Here is a 9,819-nt window from a genome sequence, read left to right on the forward strand (position 1 = left end):
CGTTCGGCGGGCAGCCAATCAGGCGAAGGCGACAGGCGCGGTTCGGGCAGGTCATCACCCGCCTCACCAAACAGCGACACCTGGTTCGAGTTCTTCTGTTCGTGGATCGCCGCCGAATACTGCACCAGCGGATCGAGGCTTTCGAACACGCGTCGGCGGTTCTTGTCCAGTTCGTCAAAGGCCCCGGCCCGCGCCAACATCTCTAGCGGGCGCTTGCCGACCTTTTTCAGATCAACGCGGCGGGCGAAGTCGAACAGATTGACGAAAGGCTTGTCGGCACGCCCCTCGACCACCAAATTCATCGCCTCGACACCCACATTCTTGAGCGCACCCAGCCCGTAGACCAGATGCCCTTCGGCCACATCAAATGTCGCCAGCGACCGGTTCACGCAGGGCGGCACATAGGGCAGGTCCAGCCCTTTGCGGACCTCCTCAAAATAGACGGCCAGCTTGTCAGTCAGGTGAATATCGCAATTCATGACGCCTGCCATGAACTCGACGGGATGGTTCGCTTTCAGCCAGCCAGTCTGGTAACTGACCACCGCATAAGCCGCCGCGTGGGATTTGTTGAAGCCATAGTTGGCGAACTTGTCCAGCAGGTTCCAGACCTCGGTCGCCTTGGCCTCATCCACGTCATTCTCGGCAGCCCCTTTGAGGAATTTGGGCCGCTCGGCGTCCATCGCCTCCTGGATTTTCTTACCCATCGCGCGGCGCAGCAGGTCTGCACCCCCAAGGCTGTACCCCGCCATTTCCTGCGCGATCTGCATCACCTGTTCCTGATAGACGATGATACCCTGGGTCTCGTCCAGAATATGGTCGATGGAGGGATGCAGCGTGTCCCGTTCGCTCAGCTTGTTCTTGACCTCACAGAACTTGGGAATGTTCTCCATCGGGCCAGGCCGGTAAAGCGCGACGAGGGCGATGATATCCTCAATACAGTCCGGCTTCATCCGCTTGAGCGCGTCCATCATGCCCGAGCTTTCCACCTGGAACACCGCCACGGTCTTGGCCGCGGAATAGAGCTTGTACGTCGCCTCATCATCCAGCGGGATGGCGTTGATCTGGTTTTCGGCCCCCTCGGCGGGTTCATAAAGCTCGGTGCCATCCGGGGCGATGTGCAGCGCGCGCCCGGATTTGAAGATCAAATCCATTGCGTTCTGAATGACAGTCAGGGTTTTCAGACCCAGAAAGTCGAACTTCACCAGCCCGGCCTGTTCCACCCATTTCATATTGAACTGGGTGGCGGGCATGTCGGAGCGCGGGTCCTGATAGATCGGAACCAGCGCGTCCAGAGGTCGGTCGCCGATCACCACCCCCGCCGCGTGGGTCGAGGCGTTGCGCAGCAACCCTTCGACCTGCTGGCCATAGGTGAGCAGACGTTCCACGACCTCTTCGCTGCGCGCTTCCTCGCGCAGACGCGGTTCGTCTTTCAGCGCCTTTTCGATGGAGACAGGTTTGACGCCCTCGACCGGGATCATCTTGGAAAGGCGGTCCACCTGCCCGTAAGGCATTTGCAAGACCCGCCCAATATCGCGCACGGCAGCCTTGGACAGCAACGCACCAAAGGTGATGATCTGCCCCACCTTGTCGCGCCCATATTTCTGCTGCACATAGCGGATCACTTCTTCACGGCGATCCATGCAGAAGTCGATATCGAAGTCGGGCATCGAGACCCGTTCCGGATTCAGGAACCGCTCGAACAGCAATGAGTACCGCAGCGGATCAAGGTCGGTGATCGTCAGCGCGTAAGCCACCAGAGAGCCCGCGCCCGAACCCCGCCCCGGCCCCACCGGGATGTCGTGATCCTTGGCCCATTGGATAAAGTCCGCAACGATCAGGAAGTAACCGGGGAAACCCATCCCCTCGATGATGCCCAGTTCGAAATCCAGCCGCTCCTGATACTCCTCGGGCGTCACCGCATGGGGGATCACCGCCAGACGTTTCCGCAATCCTTCATTGGCAATCCGACGTAGTTCGGCCACCTCGTCATCAGCGAATTTCGGCAAGATCGGATCGCGGCGATAGGCCATGAAGGCGCAGCGCCGCGCAATCTCGACAGTATTCTCAACCGCCTCGGGCAAATCAGCGAACAGCGTCACCATCTCCTGCTGCGACTTGAAGTAATGCTGCGCCGTCAGACGGCGGCGCCCGTCCTGCTGATCGACATAGGCCCCCTCGGCAATACAGATCAGCGCATCATGCGCCTCATACATGTCCGAGGTCGGGAAATAGACATCATTGGTGGCGACCAGTGGCAGGTTCTTGGCATAGGCCATCTCGACATGGCCACGTTCGGTCAGACGTTCGGCCTCGGGTTGCCCATCCTCGCCCGGATGGCGCTGCAATTCGATATACAGCCGATCCGGGAACATCCCGGCCAACCGATCCACCAAAGCCTCAGCCGCCGGGCGCTGCCCCTGTTGCAGCAAGCGGCCAACCGGCCCATCCGGCCCGCCGGACAGGCAGATCAACCCGTCCGAATGCTCCGCCAATTCCTCCAGCGAGACCTGCGGCAACTGCCCGCCCTTGTCCACATAAAGGCAGGAACTCAGCTTCATCAGGTTCTCATACCCCGCCTCGGACTGCGCCAGCAGCACCAGCGGCGCGGGTGGTTTGGGTTTTTCACCCGGTTGCACCTGTACATAGGTCAGATCGACCTGACAGCCCATGATCGGCTGCACCCCGGCCCCGCTGGCGGTGACCGAGAACTCCAAGGCCGAGAACATCGAATTGGTGTCTGTCACCGCAACGGCGGGCATGTCCATCTGCGCGCAAAGCCCGGGCAGCTTTTTCAGCCGCACAGCGCCTTCCAGCAGGGAATATTCAGTGTGAACGCGAAGGTGAATGAATCGAGGGGAACTGCTCATACCCCCTACGCTATCCCAGCCGGACGCCCGACAAAAGCCGGAACCGCGCGTCCAACCCCCACCCCCGATTATTCGGCTTTTCCAGAAGGTGCTTCGGGAACAGACGCTCTCCGCAGTCAAAAACTGCTTTGATTTCAGTGAAATAATTGCAACCAGCCTGCGACATTCCACCGCTGCCCGCAGGTAATGGTGCATCCCACAGGCAGTTTTTCTTGCCAGACCACTTGCGCTGTTTCTAACATCTGACGGCAAGCAATTCGCCCGCCACTCTTTCTACGTCGCATCGAAGGAGGGCACCACGAGGGCGCAACCGGGTAACGCGACGGGTTTCTCGAATGAATATCACGTTTCTTCTGAACGGAGAGACAGTGGAACTGGCGGATGTCGATCCGACAGCCACCCTGCTGGACTGGTTGCGAGAGGATCGCGGCCTGACCGGCACCAAAGAGGGCTGCAACGAAGGCGATTGCGGGGCCTGCACTGTCATGGTGACAGAGGATGGCACCCACAAGGCGCTGAACGCCTGCATCCTGTTCCTGCCGCAACTGCACGGCAAAGCCATCCGCACCGTCGAAGGCGCCAGCGGCCCGAACGGCGAGGCCCACCCGGTGCAACAAGCCATGGTCGATCTGCACGGCTCGCAATGCGGCTTCTGCACCCCCGGCTTTGTGATGTCCATGGTCGCCAGCCACGCCAACGGCGCCACCGACCACGACACCCAACTGGCCGGAAATCTCTGCCGCTGCACCGGCTACGCCCCGATCATCCGCGCCGCCAAAGCCGCCGAAACCCACCCGATCCCCAAATGGATCAACGCCGACCAATCCTTCTTCTGTTCCCAAATACCTCGGGGGGAGGCTGAAAGCCGGGGGGCAGAGCCCTCCTCTGCCCACCTGCCCGCCAGCGCCGACGCGCTGGCCGCGCTTTACGCGCAATTCCCGGACGCCACCCTGATCGCCGGGGCCACCGATGTGGGTCTGTGGGTCACCAAACAGCTGCGCGAACTGGACCCGGTGATCTTCCTCAACCGCTGTGAGGACCTGAAAGACATCACCATAACTGACGACGAAATCCGCTTCGGGGCGATGGTCGACATGAACCGCATGGGTGATGCGCTGGGTGATATCCACCCCTCCTATGCTGAAATGATCCGCCGCTATGCCAGCGTTCAGGTCCGCCACGCGGCCACGGTCGGCGGCAATATCGCCAATGGCTCGCCCATCGGGGACAACCCGCCCGCGCTGATCGCACTGAATGCTACGCTGCATCTGCGCAAAGGCGACACACGCCGCACGATCCCGCTGGAAGAGTTCTTTATCGATTACGGCAAACAAGACCGCGCACCCGGCGAATTTGTCGAAGCCGTCAGCTTCCCGCGCCAACCCAACCGGCTGAAGTGCTACAAGCTGAGCAAGCGGTTCGATCAGGATATCTCGGCCGTTTGCGGCTGCTTCAACATCACCATCACCGACGGCACCGTCACGCAGGCCCGTATCGCCTTCGGCGGTATGGCAGGCATCCCTAAACGCGCCAGCCATGTCGAGGCCGCGCTGCTCGGCCAACCGTGGACGCTTGATACGATCCAAGCCGCAACCCAGGATTTCGACCGCGATTTCACTCCGATGACAGACATGCGCGCCTCGGCCCAATACCGTCTGGAGACCGCCAAGGCGATGCTCGAACGCTATTTCCGCGAGGATCAGGGCGAGGTGACCAACGTGCTGGAGGTGTCGGCATGAGCGTGACCAAACCCCTCCCCCACGACGCCGCACCGCTGCATGTCTCGGGCACTGCGCGCTATGTGGATGACATCCCGACGCCCAAAGGATCGCTACATCTGGCCTTTGGCCTCAGCCCGATTGCCAAGGGCAAGATCACGTCGATGGACCTGTCCGCCGTCAAAGCCGCCAAAGGCGTGGTCAGCGTGATGACCGCCGAGGACCTGCCCTTTGCCAACGACGTCTCGCCCTCGATCCATGATGAGCCGCTGCTGTCGGACGGCACGGTGCACTATATCGGCCAGCCCGTGTTTCTGGTCATCGCCACCAGCCATCTCGCCGCCCGCAAGGCCGCTCGGCTGGGCAAGATCGATTATGCCGAGGAAACCCCGATCCTGACCGTCGAAGAGGCACTGGCCGCCAACAGCCGGTTCGAGGAAGGCCCTCGTATCTACGCCAAAGGAGACGCCGATGCGGCCATCGCCAGCGCGGCCCATGTGATCGAAGGCAGCTTCGAACTCGGCGGGCAGGAGCATTTCTATCTGGAAGGCCAGGCCGCACTGGCCGTGCCGAATGAAGGCGGTGACATGCTGGTCCACAGCTCGACCCAGCACCCGACCGAAATTCAGCATAAAGTAGCCGACGCTCTGGGTGTTCCCATGCATGCCGTGCGGGTTGAGACCCGCCGCATGGGCGGAGGGTTCGGCGGCAAGGAAAGTCAAGGCAACGCGCTGGCCGTCGCCTGCGCCGTGGCCGCGCGCGCGACCGGCAAGGCGTGCAAGATGCGCTATGACCGCGACGATGACATGATCATCACCGGCAAACGCCACGCCTTCCGTATTTCATACAAGGCAGGGTTCGATGAGAACGGCCATATTCAGGGCGTCGACTTCCTGCACCATGCCATCTGCGGCTGGGCGCAGGACCTGTCCCTGCCCGTGGCCGACCGCGCCATGCTGCATTCGGACAACGCCTATCTGCTGCCCAATGCCCGGATCGAAAGCCACCGGCTAAAGACCAACACCCAATCCGCCACCGCTTATCGCGGGTTCGGCGGCCCACAAGGCATGGTCGGGATCGAGCGGGTGATGGATCACGCGGCCCACGTCTTGGGCATGGACCCGGTCGAGTTGCGCCGCCGGAACTACTACGAACCGGCCCATCCGGTTGCAGAACGCGCACCACATGAAGAACCGCCGGGTCACCCCGACCCGCACGAAGACCTGACCAGCCGCGGCGCGGTTGAGATGGGTGACGCTCCGGTGCGCCCACTGCCCGCAGGCGGCAACACCACGCCCTATGGCATGGAGGTCAGCGATTTCGAACTACACGGCATGACCGAGGCGCTGCTGCAATCCAGCGACTACGCTGCGCGCAAGGCCGCCATTGCGAAATGGAACGCCGAGAACAGTGTGATCAAGAAAGGCATCGCCTTTTCTCCGGTCAAATTCGGAATTTCCTTCACGCTAACCCACCTCAATCAGGCCGGTGCGCTGGTGCATGTGTATCAGGACGGCTCGGTGCATCTGAACCATGGCGGCACCGAGATGGGACAGGGCCTGTTTCAGAAGGTGGCGCAGGTTGCGGCCTCGCGCTTTGGTATCCCGTTAGAGATGGTGAAGATCACCGCAACGGATACGGCAAAGGTGCCCAATACCTCGGCCACGGCGGCGTCTTCGGGCAGCGACCTGAACGGCATGGCGGTGAAAGCAGCTTGCGATACGATCCGCGACCGCATGGCTGACTATCTGGCCGAACGGCATCAGGCCGATCCTTCAACGGTTACGTTCTCGGATGGTTATGTCTCGGTGGGCGAAGAGCGCTACTCTTTCGCCGAGGCCGCTGCACTGGCCTATCAGGGGCGCATCAGCCTGTCCGCAACCGGTTTCTACAAGACGCCGAAAATCGAATGGGACCGGATCAAGGGCCGGGGCCGCCCGTTCTTCTATTTCGCCTATGGCGCGTCGGTTACCGAGGTCGCCATCGACACCCTGACCGGCGAGAACCGCATTCTGCGCACGGACATCCTGCATGACGCAGGCGCCTCGCTGAACCCGGCGCTGGATATCGGACAGGTCGAAGGCGGATACGTGCAGGGCGCGGGCTGGCTGACGACCGAGGAACTGGTCTGGGACCACACCGGCAACCTGCGCTCCCATGCGCCCTCGACCTACAAAATCCCCGCCTGTTCCGACCGGCCCGACATCTTCAATGTCTCGCTCTGGGATGGCGCGAACCGCGAGGACACGATCTATCGCTCGAAAGCGGTGGGCGAGCCACCCTTCATGCTGGGCATATCGGCTTGGTTGGCCCTGTCGAACGCGGTAGCAGCCTGCGGGGGCAGCTATCCGGCACTGGATGCCCCCGCCACAGCCGAGGAAGTCTGGCGCGGTGTCCAAAGGATGAAAGGAGGCATCTGATGGGATTTGACCTGGAGGCTTTGAGGGAGGCGGTCAAAACCCATGGGCGCGTGACCCGGGTGGTCATCGCCGGGATCAAGGGATCGTCCCCGCGCGAGGTCGGCGCCGCGATGCTGGTCTGGCAGGACGGGCAATCGGGCACCATCGGCGGCGGCACGCTGGAGTATCAAGCGGCAGAGGCGGCGCGGACACAGACCCTTCCGGCGCGCCTGACGCAACACGCGCTTGGTCCCGATATGGGCCAATGCTGCGGCGGTGCGGTGACGCTGTTCAGCGAGGTCTATAACAGCGATGCGGTTGATGGTCTGGACGACAAGGTTATCGCCCGCCCGGTCTCGGGCAGCGAAATGCCCCTGTCCGTCAAACGCTTGCTGGCACAGGCGCGGGGTCAGGGCATCGCTCCGCAATCACAACTGATCGACGGCTGGATGGTCGAACCGGTTCACCAACCGGCGCGCACTCTGTGGATCTGGGGGGCGGGCCATGTGGGCCGGGCTCTGGTCGATGTCCTGTCACCCCTGCCCGATCTGGCGATCACCTGGGTCGACACCGGGCCAGAGCGGTTTCCCGAAACGATCCCGCCCAGCGTGACCGTTGTGCCTGCCACCAAACCCGCCGAACTTGTGCGTCACGCACCGCGTGATGCCGAACATCTTGTGCTGACATATTCACACACTCTGGATCTGGAGTTGTGCAACCGGCTGCTTTCGCATGATTTTCGCTTTGCGGGGCTGATCGGCTCGGCTACGAAATGGGCGCGATTCCGGTCGCGGCTGGCGGCGCTAGGGCATTCGCCCGAGCGGGTCAACCGGATCACTTGCCCGATTGGCGACCCCGACTTGGGCAAACACCCGCAGATGATCGCCGTAGGCGTCGCCGCACAACTGCTGCGCCCGGCCCGGCAGAACGAGTTGAAGAAGGACCTGAGCGCGTGACCACTCCATTGTTAAGCTTACAAGGGCTGACCAAGGCCTATCCCGGCGTCGTGGCCAATGATCAGGTGTCGTTCGATATCGGCGCGGGTGAAGTGCATGCCCTGCTGGGCGAAAACGGCGCGGGGAAATCCACGTTGGTCAAGATGATTTATGGGCTGGTGAAACCCGACAGCGGCACCATGCTGCTGCGCGGCCAACCCTATGCCCCGCCCGAACCCCGCGCGGCGCGGGCCGACGGGATCGCGATGGTGTTCCAGCATTTCTCGCTGTTCGACGCGCTGAACGTGGCCGAGAATGTGGCGCTAGGGATGGAGAATCCGCCACCGATGGGTGATCTGGCCTCGCGCATCCGGGACGTGTCCGAAACCTATGGCCTGCCGCTGGACCCCTATCGCACGGTCGGCGATCTGTCCGCCGGGGAACGGCAGCGGGTCGAGATCATCCGTTGTCTGCTTCAGGACCCCAAGCTGTTGATCATGGACGAACCGACCTCAGTCCTGACCCCGCAGGAAGTGGATATCCTGTTTGAAACGTTGAATAAACTACGGTCCGAGGGCACCTCGATCCTCTATATCTCGCACAAGCTGGAGGAAATCCGCACGCTGTGTGACCACGCAACGATCCTGCGTTTGGGCAAGAATGTGGGAGAATGCGTGCCCGCCGAAACCTCGGCGCGGGATATGGCCGAGATGATGGTGGGCTCGACCCTGCAGACGCCGGAACGCGCGGGGCGGGAATTTGGCGAGGTGGCGCTGGATGTCAGCGGCTTGTCGGTGCCCGCGCCGTCTGAATTCGGAACCGCGCTGCGTAATGTGCATATGACCGTCCGCAAGGGTGAGGTTCTGGGCATCGGCGGCGTTGCCGGGAACGGGCAGGATGAACTGCTGGGTGTGCTGTCTGGCGAAACCCCGACCCCTGCCGACGCGGTCAAGTTCAATGGCCAGCCCATCGGCAAGCTTGGCCCTACAGCCCGCCGCAAGCTGGGCGTGCTGAGCGCCCCAGAGGAACGACTGGGCCATGCAGCGGCCCCGGATATGAGCCTGACCGAAAACGCCCTGCTGACCGGTTCGGTCCGCGAGGGGCTGGAGCGCAACGGCTTTCTGAAATGGTCCGAGACGCAGGGTTTTGCCGAAAGGATCATCAAGGATTTTGATGTCCGCACCCCCGGCCCCGAAAACGCGGCGCGGTCACTGTCGGGCGGGAACCTGCAGAAATTCGTCATCGGCCGAGAGGTCTTGCAGAACCCCGAGGTGCTGGTGGTCAACCAGCCGACCTGGGGTGTGGATGCCGCCGCTGCGGCCTCGATCCGGCAAGCGATCCTGAATCTGGCGGCCAAGGGGACGGCGGTGATCTGCATCAGTCAGGATCTGGATGAACTGATGGAAATCTCGGACAGTTTTGCCGCGCTGAACGAAGGACGGCTGAGCGCCCCGCGTCCCACCACCGGTCTGACCGTGGATGAGATCGGGCTGATGATGGGTGGTGCCCATGGCATGGAGGTGGCGCATGTGTGATCCGTTGAACCGCCTCCGGCGGCCGTATTTGCAACGAGAAGAAGAGTTTGGGGGGATGAGCAGGTGATAGTGTTGGAGAAACGGCCTCAGCCTTCCAAAGCGTGGTCATACGCCACGCCCTTGGTTGCGGTGCTGGCCACGATGTTTTTCGGCGGGGTTCTGTTCGCCCTTCTGGGCAAGAACCCGGTTCAGGCCATCGGCACCATCTTTTGGGAGCCGCTGTTTGGCGAGTTCTCGTTCTACTACCGCCCGCAATTGCTGGTGAAAGGCGCGCCACTTGTGCTAATCGCCATCGGCCTGTCGCTGGGCTTTCGCGCCGGTATCTGGAACATCGGGGCCGAAGGACAATACATCATGGGCGCCAT

The 9,819-nt window shown here is 62.1% G+C and carries 5 protein-coding genes and 1 pseudogene; 5 read left to right on the forward strand and 1 reads right to left on the reverse strand.

Annotated elements, in window-relative coordinates:
• Nucleotides 1–2,867: DNA polymerase III subunit alpha (gene dnaE, locus MPJ51_RS04655; RefSeq protein ID WP_298382460.1), on the reverse strand; the 2,867-nt coding region annotated here is incomplete at its 3' end.
• 335 nt (nt 2,868–3,202) lie between these two features.
• On the opposite strand from dnaE, the gene xdhA reads away from it, so the two are divergent.
• From xdhA to MPJ51_RS04680, 5 genes and pseudogenes are all read left to right on the forward strand, one after another.
• The gene (gene xdhA, locus MPJ51_RS04660; protein ID WP_298382462.1) at nt 3,203–4,606 is read left to right on the forward strand and encodes a xanthine dehydrogenase small subunit; all 1,404 of its coding nucleotides are present in this window, start codon (nt 3,203–3,205) and stop codon (nt 4,604–4,606) included.
• Complete coding sequence (xdhB, locus tag MPJ51_RS04665; protein ID WP_298382464.1) at nt 4,603–7,005, forward strand: xanthine dehydrogenase molybdopterin binding subunit; 2,403 nt, start codon at nt 4,603–4,605, stop codon at nt 7,003–7,005. The genes xdhA and xdhB overlap by 4 nt, the downstream gene beginning before the upstream one ends.
• The gene (gene xdhC, locus MPJ51_RS04670; protein ID WP_298382467.1) at nt 7,005–7,940 is read left to right on the forward strand and encodes a xanthine dehydrogenase accessory protein XdhC; all 936 of its coding nucleotides are present in this window, start codon (nt 7,005–7,007) and stop codon (nt 7,938–7,940) included. Before xdhB ends, xdhC begins: the two co-directional genes overlap by 1 nt.
• Nucleotides 7,937–9,454: an ABC transporter ATP-binding protein gene (locus MPJ51_RS04675; RefSeq protein ID WP_298382470.1), complete on the forward strand. Its 1,518-nt coding sequence runs from the start codon at nt 7,937–7,939 to the stop codon at nt 9,452–9,454. The genes xdhC and MPJ51_RS04675 overlap by 4 nt, the downstream gene beginning before the upstream one ends.
• Nucleotides 9,455–9,517: 63 nt before the next feature.
• Nucleotides 9,518–9,819: pseudogene (locus MPJ51_RS04680) on the forward strand (ABC transporter permease); the annotation flags it as partial.

The sequence above is a fragment of the Ruegeria sp. genome, assembly GCF_028066395.1.
Lineage (GTDB): Bacteria > Pseudomonadota > Alphaproteobacteria > Rhodobacterales > Rhodobacteraceae > Ruegeria.

Excerpts from the sequence above, each read along its gene's own strand:
- xdhC (WP_298382467.1), top strand. The coding sequence starts at position 7,005 with ATGGGATTTGACCTGGAGGCTTTGAGGGAGGCGGTCAAAACCCATGGG.
- xdhB (WP_298382464.1), top strand. The coding sequence starts at position 4,603 with ATGAGCGTGACCAAACCCCTCCCCCACGACGCCGCACCGCTGCATGTC.
- xdhA (WP_298382462.1), top strand. The coding sequence starts at position 3,203 with ATGAATATCACGTTTCTTCTGAACGGAGAGACAGTGGAACTGGCGGAT.